We start from the raw sequence: 15,030 nt of genomic DNA, 5'->3' as shown, positions 1-15,030 counted from the left end.
GCAAGACGTCCCTGGGCAATGTTTATGGTACTTGCAGGCGCCGGGCGAGGCGAAGTGCCCGGCGCAGGAATTCAAGACTGTCCGCGCGCAGCGGACGGTCCGGCCCGTACAGCAGCCGTTCCCAGTCGGCTGCAAACCGCGCGATGTCCGCGGCGTCCGTGCCTGCGGCCAAGGCGGGTGACGCTGCATACTCCCGCAGCGTCATCCCGGGCGGCCGCGGGCCGTACCGCCGCGCGAGCGCGGCCCAGACCGGAGCTGCGGCGCTGAGCAGCCGCTCACGGTCCGGGAAGCTGCTGCGCGGCCATGCCAGCAGCAGCCTGAGCCGCAGCGCGGGGCGAAGCCGCCGCATGCGCAAGGCCACGGCAGCGGCCAGCAGCGCCGCTGCCGCAAGGGCTGCTGCGAGCCATGGCTCCGCGGCAAGAGCACGGGCGCGCGCCAGCAGCCAGGCGCCCGCACCGTCTATCCCGCCGCCAGATTGTGGCGGGATCTCCTCGCCGGGCTGTGCCCCGGCGACTACTGCGGCGTCCGTGCCATCGCCTTGCGGCAATGCGAAGCCCGGCGTAGCCTCAAACGGCATCCAGCCTGCGCCGGGGAAATACACCTCCACCCAGGAATGTGCATCCCCCTGGGTAAGGACATACTGGCCCGGTACCTCAGGATCCGGTGAACCTGCACTGAACCCCTTTACCCAACGAGCGGGAATTCCCTCTGCGCGAAGCAATACAACCATCGCCGTGGAGAAGTGATTGCAATAGCCTTCCCCTGTGACAAACAGAAAGTCATCAACGAAATCCATTCCGCGAGGCGGCATGCGAGTGTCCAGTGTATATTCGGCATGCTCTGCCAGGTAGGTTCGCACTGCCTGGACTGCATCATAACGCGTTTCGCTCTTCTGGATAATGTCACTTGCAAGTGATCGTACCCGCCCAGGGAGAGATTCGGGCAGCTGCAGGTAGGTTCTGCGGATGGCTGCCGGATCCTGACTCGAACTACGCGCCTCGCCCAATAGACGAAGCTGTTCTGGCGATGCCGCGGGAATCATGACGTCGGTTGTATACGTTTTGACCGGTTCACGACTGCTGGATCCGGCAAGCCAGAGCGTAGCCGAGTCTGCATCGGAGAGCAGGGCCATTCTATTTTCTGCGTTCTGTTCATTCTTGTCCTGAAAGGACAGGTTCAAAGGTACTCCTCCCGTAAAGAGCGGATTAGGTCCCCTCCACGGACGCTCCATCGTGACCGTTTGGCGAATGCGTGTCCAGTAGGCTTGGTTCTCCCAGCCATCGGCACGAAACAGACCTGCCGGGCTGGCCTTTTGAAAGTTTTGTGCAGGATCACTCCATGTACTGCCGTTATAATAGGAACGAGTCTCCCCGCGCCAATACGTGACTTGAGGACTCTTCGCTGTAAAAAAGACGGCATTCCCTTGTACCAATGGAGATCCCATCGGCGCATCAGATGTGCTGTATCCCGTGACAGATGCCGAAGCAGGGATGCTGCCGCGTGGTGTATAGCCTGCCCAGCGGGCAAGGCGTTCTCCAATCTGATCAAGCGATATCCGTTCCGGTTCAGGCACTGGGACAACACGACCAGGCAGAGCAGCAAGCAATACCATCCCCGCTGCTGCAGCAGCAGCCACCGTACACCAACGAACATAGGGATATCGGTGAAAGGTCGGTGTTGTGCCCCCTTCCAACAGACGGAGCAGTTGGAGAATGGTCTGGATCAGCAGTATCCATAGAACGGATCGCACTACGGAGGCGTAGACATCCAGCCCGGCCAATGTTTCCAGGAGCAGCAAATAAAGCAGGGTAGCACTGCCGAACAGCATCACACTCCGACGCATCAACACAAGGGACTGCACGGAAGCCATGAGCATGCTCCAACCACACATCATCAATAAACCTCTTGTCTCCGTACTGATGGAATAAAAGCGTCCACTTTCCATGAATGAGCGGATATCCTCCATCCATGTTTCCGGGTAACCGAGAGCCCAACCGGCAGGATCACTGCCTCCATACATCAGACATAGAGCAGTAAGAGCCACAAGCAGTCGAAGCGCTATCCCCAACATCCAGTCTGTACGCAATAATCCTGCCATCAGGAGCGCACCCGTAAGTCCGGCCATCACCGTCAGAAAATGCCCACTTCCCTGCTGTCCCGAGGAAGTAATCGGGTAGATCCATTCCAGGGAGAGAAGCAGCAGAAGAACTGAAATGCTTATCTTATACACGACGGGCTCTCTCTTAGAACGCTGGGATTTGGATCCCTGACCAAGTACCGAAACTTCTTCGGCAGATTGGACAACCGTCATATCACCACGATTACGCGCCCACATCCGAGACACCCGCCTTTCCAACGAAAGGCATGGATTGGTCTGCGACTGAGCTGACTCTTACGCCGCTAAGCCGAAGCTGTTCCGTCCACTGCTCAGCCGGATTCCCAAGCCCTCCCTGAACTCTATTCCCTTTGGCTTGTTCCTCACCCATCTGTGTTTCGGTTAACTGCACTTCTATTTCATGTCCCAACTCAGCCGCACCCAGCACCCATCCCGTCAGTACGGCATCCAATCTGCCAGTGAGGACAACAATGCGTGTCCCCGCGGGCCACTGATTCAGCATGGTTGTATCGGCCAAGGATGAATTGGATAAGTCAGCACTTGATATGCTTGCCTGGGCCAGGCTGTCCAGTGACAGATTGACATGCTCGGCATGGATCAGATCACTTAACCACGCGGATTGCTTATCCGGACCAGGCTCTATCCCTGTCCCCCAGAGTTGATAGGGAACATCATCGCGAACAGCTGTAAACACCCAGCGGGCAGCCATGTTAATGGCACGTTCAAACCCCGGATGCTCCTTCGCCCCCTGAATTCGTCGTTCGTAGCCAGTCTTACCTTCATAGAGCAGAATACCTAAAGACGTTGATTCCGATAATTCAGGCAAAAAGGTTTGAAGCTTGCCCGTCTTGGCCGTACTTTTCCAATGTATGCGTCCCAATGGATCTCCTGGTTGATACTCGCGGTACTCGGGACTTCGGTTACCTTGACTGGTTTTTGAATTTGCCGAATTCCCCTCATCTATAGCCGCAAATGCTGCAGATTCACGATCACCGAATGTTGATCCAGACGGAACGACAGCAAGAGATGTCCCACCCACCGTTTCCGCAGAGACGGTGTTCCATCCGAATACATCTCCCCAGTACAGTTGGCCTGAACCCCATTGATACAACCCTCTTCGCAAGCCGGACATTTGATATTGGTAAGCAAACTTGCGTCTCATTCCCGGAAAAAGTAATTTTCGATGCACTCCAGCGGGCGTATCCTCACAGAGCATGATCCAAAGCAGTGGAATTCGGCATTCGAATTCCACTTCCACCTGAACTCGCACCATCTCCCCAACCATAATTCGTTCCGAATTCATTTGCCGGCGAATGCGAATTCGGCGCGGCCCCAATAGATGAATGACCAGACCGCTAATCAGGATGAGAGAGGCCGTAATGGACAAAAACAGTGCCGCCTTGCCTCCATGCCATAGGTAAAGACAAGCAAAAGCTGCTGCCAAGACTGCATGGAACAGCCATTGAACAGGCGCGGTCATGATCGCCGGCCCCTTCCCTGACCTGTCATTTGCACAGGCACGGGAACCGATGCTAGTGCATCCTGAATGACTTGTTCCTGACCCCGGAATGCCTCCGTCCTGTTCTGGCCTTTCAACCCGATTCGGTGGGCAAGCACAGGCTGAGCCACCTCTTTGACATCATCCGGAATGACATAGCTTCGCCCCTGCAGGTAGGCATATGCTTGTGTTGCAACCATCCAGGCAAGCGTTCCTCGTGGACTGATGCCGAGCCTCACGGCAGGATGATTACGAGTAGCTACAGCCACTGCAACCAGGTACTGCTTGACTACGGAATCAACGTGCACATGTCTAACTTCACGCTGCATCGCATTCACTTCTTCAGCGAGCACCACTGGACGAAGTTCATCCAGTAACTCTCTGCTCTGCCCTCTGGTTAGCAGCTCGACTTCCTGTTCCGGCTCCGGGTAACCGAGCCCTATTCGCATTAGAAAACGATCCAGCTGCGCTTCGGGTAACCGATACGTGCCCTCGAACTGCAGCGGATTCTGCGTTGCCAGCAAAAAGAACGGCCTTGGCAAGGCATGTGTCGTACCATCCACTGTAATACGTCGTTCTTCCATTGCTTCCAGCAGGGCTGACTGGGTCCGGGGCGATGCCCGATTAATCTCGTCAGCCAGTACAATGTTGGACATCACAGGACCAGGCCGGAATGTGAATTCACTCGTGTGGGGGTGATACATGGATGTCCCAGTAACATCTGCAGGCATGACATCGGAGGTGAATTGAATCCGGCCCATGGAACAGCTCAAAGATGAGGCGACAGCCCGAACCAGCATTGTTTTTCCTGTACCCGGTACATCTTCCAGAAGCACGTGCCCCCCACTTAGCATTGCAGTAAGGACATATTGAATCTCTTGTTTTTTGCCTATAATTACACTCTCGACCCGCTTGATCACCCTGTTCAGCAGCTCGACCGCATGTTCATGTTCCATTCGAATATACGACATCCCTCATTCTCCTTCCATTCTGGGCATACAGAGCCATAGTAATCTATGATTCATTGTTGCCCGGAAGTAGAGAGATTAGTCCTGTCTGGATGCGTTAATTCATATCGTTCTGTACAGGTAGAAGTTTAACGCTGCCGCAAGAGGCATATTGGCCTTCACAATCCACTCGGATTCATTGGACTGAAGCGAAGATACATCCAGCCCCATTAATTCCAGCAATTCTCGCAGTGGAACCCATATCGTCCCCCCTTGACTCTGCACTGCTCCCTGTATCGTTCTATCATTCGATAGATTCGCTGATGTGGATTTCAGTTCACCACTGACGCTGTTCGCCTGGAGCACTCTATCCTTCCATAGCGCTGTCGCCGTTCTGGATTCCACGTCCCAGCGAATGCTTCCGCCAAACTTCTTCATAAACGGTCTTAATGGCACCATGATTCGCAGATCTTCCACGCGAAATTCCCCTGGCTTCAGTGTCCCCGCAGTTAGACCAATCTCTACCTTGAGTTCCTTGCCGGATAACCACAGGTTACGATTGAATTTCACATGCTCCGCCACCCACTCGGCGCCAGGTGCTTTGCGAGATTTATACTTTCCTTCAGGATGAACACGAAATTGCACCGGTTGATCCTCCGCTTTCATGGTATCAAAACGATATCCGTGATCACGATAGTATTTGATTATTCCGGGTAGTGCCTTAACCGTCTCAGCATGAGCTCCGCCATCGTGCATTAACAAGATTACTGAACCGGTACCGGCCGGCACCTTGGTGGCATTGCGCAAAATCTCTTTGGCTGGCACACCCTTGCGCTTCGAATCACCGCTATCGACGTTCCAGTCCATGACGGCATACCCGCCCAATTCGAGTAGATCGAAATAGTTTTGATCAAAATGTCCATATGTCCCGCCAGGTGCACGTACCAGGTTGGGGCGGAAGCCGGTGATCCGGTTCACGATGTCTTCCGTCTGCTTCACCTGTTTCCAGAACGATTTAAAATCACTATACAGTTCATCATAATGATGGTTATAGGTATGATTGCCAAGCGCATGTCCCTCTTCCACAGCAGCCTGAATCAACTCGGGATAACGTTCTGCCTGCTCTCCAAGGACAAAAAATGTAGCCTTTACCTGTTCCTCGCGCAAAATATCCAATACTTCACGGGTATGCTTGCCTGGTCCGTCGTCAAAACTCAGATAGACTACCTTATCCTTACTGCTCTCTTTGTTAGGTGCAGCTGCTTCAGCGCCAGCAGCGTATGAAGGATATGCTGTCCAGACATAAGAAGCAAATACGCATATTATTACCGCAAGCCGAAGCAGACACGATGTCCATGCGGGGAAACCATGCTTATGTATGGATTTGGCTTTTACGGATTGCTCTGCTTTTTCCACCATTGTGAAATCCGGTCTCTGCATCATTTACGAATCATCCTCCAACGTCTCTAGTGATTCTGCTGATAGACTTTAGCAGATTTGTTAGAATTATATGGAGGCTTACCAGAAAAAAGACGCGTTTCTGTTTTATATTTTTCACAATTTGGGTTAGCTCGTGATTGATTCTTGGCTTCGGATTGGGTAGCATAATGAACAGGCACTTATTACCGAAATCACTGCTAGTACGGGGATAAGCACTGCAAACGTTTCACATGACGGCGGACTGCAATGATCGTATACAAGACAGCATGGAGAGTCATCCGATTCCCCTGTCTTCAGGAGAGTGAATCTATTGGAATTGCTTGAAAAGATCCAACATCTGTTCGGATCCTACGGATACAGCGTTTTGTTTTTTGGCTTGTTGCTGGAATTTATCGCTCTTCCCTTCCCGGGAGAAACAACCATGGCTTACGCAGGATACCTATCATACAAGGGTCAACTGGACTTCGGGATTCTTGCCATCCTTGCCTTTCTCGGAACGACCATCGGCATGACGATTACTTACTTCATTGGTGCCAAAGCCGGTCTGCCCTTCATTGTCCGTTACGGAAAATGGTTTCTTTTTAAACAGGACAAGCTGGATAAAACGCAGAAGTGGTTCGCTAAATACGGTAATGCTTTGATTTTCATCGGATACTTCATACCGGGAGTTAGGCATTTTACTGGATACTTTGCAGGTATAGCGGCTGTTCCTTTCCGTAAATTCGCTCTATATGCATACTCGGGTGCACTGTTCTGGGTCGTGTTATTTCTGGGCATTGGAAAAGTATTCGGTCCACAGTGGAACGCGGTGTTCCATCTTGCGCATCAATATGCAGCATATATCGTTGCAGGCATTGGATTGTTACTGATCGCTGCCGTGCTGTACCGTTATCGGAAAGCTTGGGGGCGACGCTCAATCCGCAAGTCTTCTCCAATCAGGCAGAAACAAAATGCAGAATGAAGCATATCCCCGGAGTCGCCACCAGTGCGACTCTTTTTTAATTAACTCCTTTTAAAAGCATCCCTTCGAATCCATGCATAAGCCGCGAGCAAGAACGCAATACATGCGAACCCCATTCCCCCTGCAAAACCAAGTCTGCGCGGTTCTATCACCTCCAGCAGTATGCCTGCGCCAAACATAGATAGCCCAAGCATCGTACTGCTGCATGCCGTCACTAAACCATAGATAATTCCGCGGTATTTCTCTGGTGTTTCCCGCATAAGCAGCGTATCGAGACACGTGTTCCCCATACCTGACGTAAAGGCCAGCAAAATATACATCAGTACAGCAATCGATGCGAACCTGGTCTCACTTAACAGCATTAATAAGCATCCTTCGATCAACAGACATGCTATAACGCCAGGGAGCAGCCACTGCTGCAAATAACGTGAAGCCCAGCTGCTGAGCACAAGTCCAATCCCCAGTGCTGCGTAAAATAGACCCACACCCCAATCTCCGAGTTTGAATACGTCAATCGCATATACACTGATCAGTACATTATCAATCCCATTAATAACGGGAACCCACAACTCAAATGCAATAAGAATCTGCAAAGGGACCGATGAGCAGATGAACTGCCACAGCAGACGGGCACCTCCTTTGCTTTTACGCTTTGGAGCATGTGCAGGTTGTTTCCCCACCGTTTCATCTACTTGTTCGGTTCCAAGTGGTGGGAACGAAATCTTGCGGATCAGAGCAGCAGCAATCAGGAAAGCAAGTGCATTGGTTACAAAAGCAGCCTGAGGGCCCAATGTAGCCGAGACGATCCCCCCTACAAAAGCGCCCACAATGAGAACCGATCCGTTCATGACTTGTTCGAGCCCATTAATCTGGTGCAAGTTTTCCGAACGTACCAGCAAGGGGATTCCCGATTTGCGGACAGGCGCATATAGCGCTTCTGCGCATGCAAGCAACGTACTTGCTGTATAGAGAATCCATAGATCATCTGCTCGGTGTACGAACAGATAGCTTAAAGCCACGGGTACCCTTAGAAGATTGGTCACAATCATAATCGTTCGCCGGCTAAAATGCAGCGTCAATACACCACCTAGCGGTGCCAGAAGAAGAAAAGGAAACACCCTCAACCCGAGCGCCAAACCTACGGCAAGACCTGAACCGGTTGTACCAAGAATCAAGGCCAGCATGGCAACCTGACTGAATCGATCACCAATTCCGTTTACCAATCCTGCCATGAAAAGCTTCCTGTAATCGGGTTCTGCGTGCAGCAAGCGTTTAAAACCAAAACTGAATGTCATTACGATACCTCACTTATTAGTTAGATAATAATCTAATTAGATAATATTCTAATAACTTGAAGTTGGCAATCACCTTTTGTATGTGCACCGTTCTGATGTCACTTCTTTTTTGTCATAAGTTGATTTCATCCAGGTCATACTAACTTGCAAATATAGGGAAGTATGGGGGTGAAAGTATGAGTTCTGCAGCGCAGAGCGACCATGAACAGAAACTGATCTCTCCGAATCTGATTGACAATACGGAATATTGCAAACAAGTGATGGGCCAGAGCAACGACCTGATGATCCGCCCGCTCCAATGTTTACATAAGTGGCCATCGATTCTGCTGTACATTGATGGGTTAGTCGATGTTCAGATACTGAATCAGGCCATTCTGGTATCCCTGCTTCAGACACATGATCTTCCAGAGTTCTCAGCTGAAGACGAACGCCTAAGCTATCTTCAAAATGACATCCTTGCTGCTAGTGACGTGCTGCTGGTAGAGAATATTCAGGATGTGCTTAATGCCTTATTGTCCGGCTCTGCAGTACTGCTAATTGAAGGCTCAACCAAAGGTCTGAAGATTGGTGCAGCCGGCTGGGAAGATCGCGCTGTTTCCGAGCCCGTATCCCAAACCGTCGTACGCGGTCCCATGGAAGGCTTTAATGAAAACTTGCGTACCAATACCTCCTTGATCCGTAAACGGATTCGTGACCCTCATCTGTGGATCGAAGAGAGAGAGGTCGGACGAGTGACCAAGACCAAGGTAGCCGTATTATATCTGGAGCATATCGTGGATACGGAAGTGGTAGAGGAGCTCCGGCGCAGACTCGATGAGATTGACATCGACAGCGTTCTGGAAAGCGGATATATCGAGGAATTGGTTCAGGATAAGACCGGGACGATCTTTCCAACGGTATATAACACGGAGCGGCCCGACACGGTATCTGCTGCACTCCTGGAAGGCCGTGTTGCCATTATTGTGGATGGTACTCCATTCGCTTTATTGGTACCAGCCCTGTTTGTACATTTTTTTCAATCTGCAGAAGACTATTATCAGCGTGCTGATATCAGTACATTAATTCGGATGATTCGTTACCTGGCCTTTTTTATCGCTTTGCTTGCTCCGTCCTTCTACATCGCCATCTCGACCTTCCACCAGGAAATGCTGCCGACAAACCTGCTGATTAGTCTGGCAGCTCAGCGTGAAGGTGTTCCCTTTCCTGCCTTTATCGAAGCCATTTTGATGGAGCTTACCTATGAGATCTTGCGGGAGGCCGGCATTCGGATTCCGAAAACGGTCGGTCAGGCTGTATCCATCGTGGGAACACTTGTCATTGGTCAAGCTGCGGTTGATGCGGGGGTTGTGTCTGCAGCAATGGTTATCATCGTGTCGATTACCGCGATATCCAGTTACGTCATTCCGGAGAACGGATTATCCATCTCGGTTCGGATATTGCGTTTCGTATTGATGATTCTGGCGGCTGCCTTTGGTTTCTATGGCATTCTGGTCGTTCTGCTCATTACAGTGACTCACTTGTGCAGCCTTCGCTCGTTCGGAGTACCTTACATGTCGCCCTTTGCTCCGCTGGTTCAGAAGGATCTTAAGGATACAATCTTCCGCGTACCCTGGTCTCATATGAAAACTCGTCCTCTGAGTACGGGTACACCGAACAAAACAAGGCAGTCCAACAAAAAAATGAAACGCTGATCGCGGCAAGGAGAACACCGTATGAACAAATACATCCGGCTCGTTTTATCCCTTGTGGTTCTGCTTCCTCTCCTTACCGGATGCTGGGATCGCAAGGAACTCAATGACCTTGGAATTATGCTGGGCCTCGGGGTAGATAAGGATGGAGATAAAATTAAAGTTAGTGCCCAGGTGGTCGTTCCCAATGAGGTATCCTCCAAATCTGGAGGCGGGAAAGGCACTCCTGTAACCCAATATCAGGCTACTGCAGACACACTATTTGAAGCCATTCAGAAGCTGACTGAGACCAGCCCACGTCGCATATTCATGGCTCATGTGCGAATTCTTGTCTTTGGTGAAGAATACGCACGTAAAGATGGGATATATGATGTCATGGAAGCCATGACGCGGGAACCTTCTGTACGGCCGGATTATTACGTCATGGTTGCCCGCAAGACAACCGCCTCCAAAGTGCTGGATCTGCTTACACCACTGGAGAACATTCCTGCTGAGAAGCTATTTACTTCCCTGGACGTGTCCGCCAAGACTTGGTCCCCTACAACAACCGTGACTGGAGATCAACTGCTTGATTATATGCTGACTCCTGGTATACAGCCTGTAATTACCGGTGTAGAGATCATTGGGAATCAGGATGTAAGTGGGAGCAAGGACAATATCTCTTCCATTAGAACCCCAGCCAGCCTTCACACGACCGGACTAAGTGTCTTTAAAAAGGACAAGCTGATTGGCTGGTTAACCGAGGAGGAGTCCAAGGGATATAACTACATTCGGGATAATGTGGTATCCACAGTTAGTGACCTTCCCTGCGGCAATGGAGGAACAGTTACCTTCAAAGCTCTTCGGACCTCAACGAAACGCAAAGCGAAAATCGTTGATGGTCAGCCTGTGATTCATATCAAACTTGAAAATGTTTCTTCCATTGCTTCCGTTGAATGTGGCATCAAAATCGGTTCGATGGAAACGCTCAGAAAACTGGAAGAGGAGAGCGAGGAGCGATTAATCGAGCTCATGCAGACTTCGGTGAACTCCGTGAGGCGAGAATATCATGCAGATATTTTTGGATTCGGGCAGGAAGTTTACCATGCGGATCCCAAGCTTTTTAAAAAGATGGAGGATGACTGGAACAAGCACTTCGACAATCTGGACATAAAGTACGAAGCCAACGTACAGATAAAACGTACGGGAACACTGGACAATTCATTCAAAGATGAACTGAAGGAGTGAGATCTGAATGATTACGATCACGGTCATTGTTGTGGGGGTTATCGTAGGATTGATCGATCTTCCTGGTCTAATCCGTCGCAAGGAGTGGAAAGAGACTGCAGTATACAGCAGCATGCTGCTTGTTGCCACCTTCTTTAGCGTGATCGCAGCGAATTTATGGGAATTCCCAAGTCCACTCTATATCATTATGTGGATTTACGAACCGGTGAATCAATTTTTGGCTACTATCACCGGAACTTAGGCAAGGGGGTAAAACGGATGTTGGAGCAAGGACGGCTTGGAACAAGGCAGTTGGCAACCCTGACTTTCTTGATGGTTATTGGAGATATGATGCTTATCTATCCCTCCGTCATCACGTCCTACGCCAAGCAAAACGCATGGATCTGTGCCCTCATCGGAATTCCGCTAGGTATGGGGCTCATGGCCATGTTCCTTAAACTTGGCAATATGCACCCTGGCAAGAACCTGGTTCAGATTGCCCGTAAGTATTTGGGATTTTGGCCAGGAACCGTTTTTTCTATCGTATACTTATTTTATTTTCTCGTGGGTACATCCACGCATTCCCGAGAAATAGGTGATTTTATGACCAGCCAGATTTTTCAATTCACACCTATTCGAATCATTATCCTGATGTTTGTCATTACCCTTGGCTGGGGGATATACAACGGCTTGGAAGCCATCGGGCGGACAAGTGAACTGCTGCTGCCAATTGTAATCATCTTCATCCTCGTGCTTTCTTTTTGCCTTCTGCCCAAGGTAGAAATCAGTCATCTGAAGCCCTTCACAGATACCGATGTGGTCTCTCTGGCACAAGGAATACTCGTAAGTGTTACCTACCCAGTGGGCGAGGCCATCCCGATCCTCATGATCTTACCCTATACCGCGAGACAAGCTCACCGAACCCGGGACGTGGTCGCTGCCGCTGGTCTGGGAAACTTGATGTTGGCGATGCTGGTCACGATCTCCCTCCTAGTGCTCGGTGCATTTCTGACTCAGCATAGTATCTATGCATCGTTTATTTTATCTCAGAAAATTAGTATCGGAGGGTTTTTTGAACGTATCGAGGCCATTATGGCTACCTCCTGGCTGATCTCAACCTATTTCAAAGCAATGATTTATTTTTATGCGTTTATCGTTGGAATTGCAGAGCTCTTCAATCTTAAACAGTATCGGATTCTTCTTCTGCCAGCATGCATGCTGGTATTTGGAATGGCCAATGTAGTAGCTCCTAACCTGACCTTTATTGTCATTACCATCGTTCCATACTGGGTGGATTGGGATACAACTCTAGGGATTTTGCTGCCGGGGATGCTGCTGCTTATCATGATATTTAAAAAAGGAAAAAATCGATATCCAACTGATCAATGTTGAAGGAGCAGAAGTACCATGCTGATTAAAGATCGCCTGACGGTAAGGCAATTTACCCTGCTGACCTTCCTAACGATGGTCGGGGACATGATTCTCATCTATCCATCACTCGTAACTGCATATGGCCGACAAGATGCATGGATATGCTCCTTGCTAAGCCAACCGATCGGTTTATTGATGATTTGGATTCTGTTCAAACTCCATCGTACCCATCCCGATTTGTCCCTGATCGAAATCTGCAAAAAATTGCTTGGTTCATGGATGGGTTCCGTCCTGGCTGCCGGATACCTGTTTTATTTCAGCATGGGTGCTGCCATATGTCTGCGCGAAGTGGGGGACTTTATGACCACACAGATCTATCTTCAAACCCCCATCCGTGTCATTCTGACGCTGTTCCTTGCCCCCATGGTATGGGGGATTATACATGGTCTAAAGACCATGGGCTTGAGCAGTGAACTTCTCGCTCCCATTGTCGTTGTCTTCATGATTCTTCTGCTACTGGGGCTGCTGCCACAAGTAGAGCCTGCCAAACTCCAGCCCTTTCTTGAAACGCCATGGATCAAATTAATGCACAGCACGATTAGAGGTGCTTTCTCCTCATTTGGTGAGTTGATCATATTGTCCATGTTCCTTCCTTATGTGACAAGGGCATCTCATCTTAAACGGGATATATTGCTTGCTGCGCTTGGAGGGGGAATTCTGCTTAGTATGCTTGAACTCTTTTCTCTCATGGTATTCGGTCCAATCCTTACGCAGCATGGTTTCTATATCTCCTATTCACTGGCACAGAAAATCAATATCGGTAACTTTTTTGAACGAATCGAAGCATTAATGGCCATCTCCTGGCTGATCTCGACCTATTTTAAGGGCATGCTGTATATGTTCGGTTTTGTTCTGGGAATAGCCCAGTTATTCAAGTTAAAAGCGTATAAGCCCCTGATCCTGCCCTCGGCCTTGCTGATATTTGCTGCAGCCGTTCTGATCGGTCCCAATATCATCTTCTATACCAACACCGTCATGCCCGCATGGCTCGACTGGAATGTGACGGTCAGCCTGATCATCCCGCTCTTCCTGTTGCTCGTTCATCGGCTTCGCTTCCAGAGAAAGAACCGGCCCACCAAACGTGTAACACCATAAAAAAGGCAGTGGCCACGGTGATACCCGAGAACACTGCCTTCGTTGAATTTCCGCTTTTTACAGGGACTTCACAGCCTCCAAAGCTGCTTCAATATGCCCTTTCACTCTGACTTTAGACCATTCTTTAAGCAGTTTCCCTTCTTCATCAATGAGAAATGTGGAACGGACAATGCCCATGTATTCCTTGCCGTACAGCTTCTTGAGCTGCCATACCCCGTATTTCTCGGCAACCTGATGTTCTTCATCCGATAACAGGGTGAACGGCAATCCGTATTTGGCGATAAATTTGTCATGCCTGCTCATCGGGTCCGTGCTAATGCCCAATATAACCGTGTTCAACCCCTTAAACTCCTCATGGCGATCCCGAAAATCGCATGCCTGCTGTGTACAGGACGAAGTCATATCCTTGGGATAAAAGTAGATCAATACCCGCTGTCCACGGTAATCGGAGAGCTTCACCGTCTCACCAGTGCTGGACGGAAGCTCAAAATCCAGAGCGAGCTTACCTTCAGTTAACGTCATCTCTATTCCTCCTTCTCGTCTTACCCTCTATTATCGGGCTTCTCTCTACGAGCCTGCACCACGGTAGCGTTTCACGCCGTAGTTCCAGAGCGTAAGTCCAATCGCTGCGAAAACAAGTCCCATTACCGGGGTCAGCAATGCCATGCGATGCATCTCTGATCGATCCAGGAACAATGCTGCCGGATAGATCCCGACAAAGGCAAACGGAATGACCCAGGTTAACAATACCTGAATGGCTCGATTGTAGATCGTTACCGGATAACGTCCATAACCCTGAATGTTGTACATCAATGGAAGAATACCTGTCGGAGCATCCGAATAAAAGGATAGCGACGTCAGCGTAGTATAAATCCCCGCGTAAATTAACACAGAGCTTAGCGCCAGAATGATTAGCGCCGGAATATGCCACCATTCCAGGACAAGTCCCATTTCCGCCCCGCTGAAGATCATGATAATCAATCCGATAAACGAACCCACAAGTGCAGGCGGGTCCACATTTTCGAGCAATATCTGAAACAGATTATGCGCCGGACGCGTCAGAATGCGATCCATCTCACCCTTAACGATATACCGCTCACTGAACCCCCAGAGATTGATAAAACAGCTGAAGATGCCGTACGGCACCATGAAATAACCGTATACAAACAGGACTTCACTTTCACTCCAGCCCCCAAGGTTATCCGTGTGGCGGAAAACAACAAAGATAAAGATCAGATTCGTTGCCTGGAACAGCAGATCCGAAATGATCTCGACCCAGAAATCGGCACGATACGTCAGTCGTGTTTTCATGTAGTTTTTTAAATATTCCCCAATTAGACCTAAGTAGTACAT

Annotated in this window: 13 protein-coding genes; 6 read left to right on the top strand and 7 right to left on the bottom strand. The window is 49.9% G+C overall.

Annotated features, from left to right (window positions below; translation table 11 throughout):
* Window positions 1-22: 22 nt before the first annotated feature.
* The 4 genes from AC3RCI_RS03460 to AC3RCI_RS03445 form a co-directional block, all read right to left on the bottom strand.
* Window positions 23-2,335, bottom strand: coding sequence for a DUF4129 domain-containing transglutaminase family protein (locus AC3RCI_RS03460; protein ID WP_492527522.1), 2,313 nt, complete (start codon window positions 2,333-2,335; stop codon window positions 23-25).
* Entirely contained in the window at window positions 2,322-3,596 is a 1,275-nt protein-coding gene (locus AC3RCI_RS03455) for a DUF58 domain-containing protein (RefSeq protein ID WP_336784262.1), read from the bottom strand. The genes AC3RCI_RS03460 and AC3RCI_RS03455 overlap by 14 nt, the downstream gene beginning before the upstream one ends.
* Window positions 3,593-4,585 carry an AAA family ATPase gene (locus AC3RCI_RS03450; protein ID WP_336784263.1) on the bottom strand — a complete coding sequence of 331 codons (993 nt, stop codon included), beginning with the start codon at window positions 4,583-4,585 and terminating at the stop codon, window positions 3,593-3,595. The genes AC3RCI_RS03455 and AC3RCI_RS03450 overlap by 4 nt, the downstream gene beginning before the upstream one ends.
* A 99-nt stretch (window positions 4,586-4,684) precedes the next feature.
* Window positions 4,685-6,004 carry a polysaccharide deacetylase family protein gene (locus AC3RCI_RS03445; protein WP_492527521.1) on the bottom strand — a complete coding sequence of 440 codons (1,320 nt, stop codon included), beginning with the start codon at window positions 6,002-6,004 and terminating at the stop codon, window positions 4,685-4,687.
* Between the two features lie 307 nt (window positions 6,005-6,311).
* Between AC3RCI_RS03445 and AC3RCI_RS03440 the strand changes: the two genes are divergently transcribed.
* A complete protein-coding gene (locus AC3RCI_RS03440) occupies window positions 6,312-6,962 on the top strand; it encodes a DedA family protein (protein ID WP_095362154.1) in 651 nt (216 codons plus the stop codon).
* A 41-nt stretch (window positions 6,963-7,003) separates the two neighbouring features.
* Here AC3RCI_RS03440 and AC3RCI_RS03435 read toward each other — a convergent pair whose 3' ends face one another.
* Complete coding sequence (locus AC3RCI_RS03435; protein ID WP_336784266.1) at window positions 7,004-8,257, bottom strand: MFS transporter; 1,254 nt, start codon at window positions 8,255-8,257, stop codon at window positions 7,004-7,006.
* A gap of 176 nt (window positions 8,258-8,433) precedes the next feature.
* Here AC3RCI_RS03435 and AC3RCI_RS03430 point away from each other — a divergent pair, with 176 nt between their 5' ends.
* Genes AC3RCI_RS03430 through AC3RCI_RS03410 form a run of 5 tightly spaced genes read left to right on the top strand, consistent with a single transcriptional unit; the run spans window position 8,434 to window position 13,677 of the window.
* Entirely contained in the window at window positions 8,434-9,948 is a 1,515-nt protein-coding gene (locus AC3RCI_RS03430; RefSeq protein ID WP_336784267.1) for a spore germination protein, read from the top strand.
* A 21-nt stretch (window positions 9,949-9,969) separates the two neighbouring features.
* Entirely contained in the window at window positions 9,970-11,172 is a 1,203-nt protein-coding gene (locus AC3RCI_RS03425) for a Ger(x)C family spore germination protein (protein ID WP_336784268.1), read from the top strand.
* A gap of 7 nt (window positions 11,173-11,179) precedes the next feature.
* A complete protein-coding gene (locus AC3RCI_RS03420; protein WP_095293165.1) occupies window positions 11,180-11,413 on the top strand; it encodes a hypothetical protein in 234 nt (77 codons plus the stop codon).
* A 17-nt stretch (window positions 11,414-11,430) separates the two neighbouring features.
* On the top strand, window positions 11,431-12,543 hold the full coding sequence (locus AC3RCI_RS03415; RefSeq protein ID WP_336784269.1) for a GerAB/ArcD/ProY family transporter: 1,113 nt from the start codon (window positions 11,431-11,433) through the stop codon (window positions 12,541-12,543).
* Between the two features lie 15 nt (window positions 12,544-12,558).
* Entirely contained in the window at window positions 12,559-13,677 is a 1,119-nt protein-coding gene (locus AC3RCI_RS03410; RefSeq protein ID WP_336784270.1) for a GerAB/ArcD/ProY family transporter, read from the top strand.
* Between the two features lie 57 nt (window positions 13,678-13,734).
* On the opposite strand, the gene bcp is transcribed toward AC3RCI_RS03410, so the two are convergent.
* Complete coding sequence (gene bcp / locus AC3RCI_RS03405; protein WP_336784271.1) at window positions 13,735-14,199, bottom strand: thioredoxin-dependent thiol peroxidase; 465 nt, start codon at window positions 14,197-14,199, stop codon at window positions 13,735-13,737.
* Between the two features lie 45 nt (window positions 14,200-14,244).
* Window positions 14,245-15,030: an ABC transporter permease gene (locus tag AC3RCI_RS03400; protein WP_336784272.1), complete on the bottom strand. Its 786-nt coding sequence runs from the start codon at window positions 15,028-15,030 to the stop codon at window positions 14,245-14,247.

The organism is Paenibacillus sp. MT124 (genome assembly GCF_058792755.1).
Note: the sequence above shows the minus strand (reverse complement) of the source record. Positions and strands in the feature narration are given on the sequence as shown.